Origin of the sequence: Parendozoicomonas callyspongiae (assembly GCF_023502345.1) — a bacterium.
Taxonomy (GTDB): domain Bacteria; phylum Pseudomonadota; class Gammaproteobacteria; order Pseudomonadales; family Endozoicomonadaceae; genus Sansalvadorimonas; species Sansalvadorimonas callyspongiae.
Map to the genome: position 1 here is coordinate 1 of NZ_JAMFLX010000145.1, position 569 is coordinate 569.

The following is a 569-nucleotide window of genomic DNA, read 5'->3' on the forward strand; positions in this document are numbered from 1 at the left end:
CATGCCTACGGAGACATCGAGTGAATCAGAAAAACCTTTCTGAAAAATTGAATGAAATGTATTTCAACGCTCCAAAGGGAGAAACTGCAACAATGGTTCATCTATTTGGAGTTAAATATTCTAAAGAGATAGAAGCCTGCGAATATTCGCCCAAAGAAATAGCGAAACTCGCAGGGATTTCCGAAAACTACGGTGTCGAAATTAACAAAGGAAAGAACTTAGCTAAATATGTTAAAGTAGCCTGATCTCTGTCGAGTGTATTTAGGCTGATAGGGTTGGTAGCCTCGGGTTCGATTCCCTTGGCGCTTGTTGGCTCCGTAGTCCTTATTCTAATTCTTCTAAGATACGCAAGTATCCGAATGGCACTATCATCCACAGAAGCAGAAAATAAGGAGGTCTCTATGGTTAAAACATTTAAAGCTCGCGCTCATGAATTCTGTAGTTCAGCACTTGAAACATTCTGGGCTATTGGAGTCGGCTGCGTTTCTGGTGAGCTATCAGCCTAAGTGCATTCGGCATGTAACAAGAAATTCCAGGTGACGCCTACGGCGCACCTGAATTAGGCGTTA

The 569-nt window shown here is 42.5% G+C and carries 1 protein-coding gene; it reads left to right on the forward strand.

The window, feature by feature from the left end; all coding sequences use genetic code 11:
- Positions 1-20: 20 nt before the first annotated feature.
- Complete coding sequence (locus M3P05_RS20700) at positions 21-245, forward strand: HTH-like domain-containing protein (protein ID WP_249702047.1); 225 nt, start codon at positions 21-23, stop codon at positions 243-245.
- Positions 246-569 lie beyond the last annotated feature (324 nt).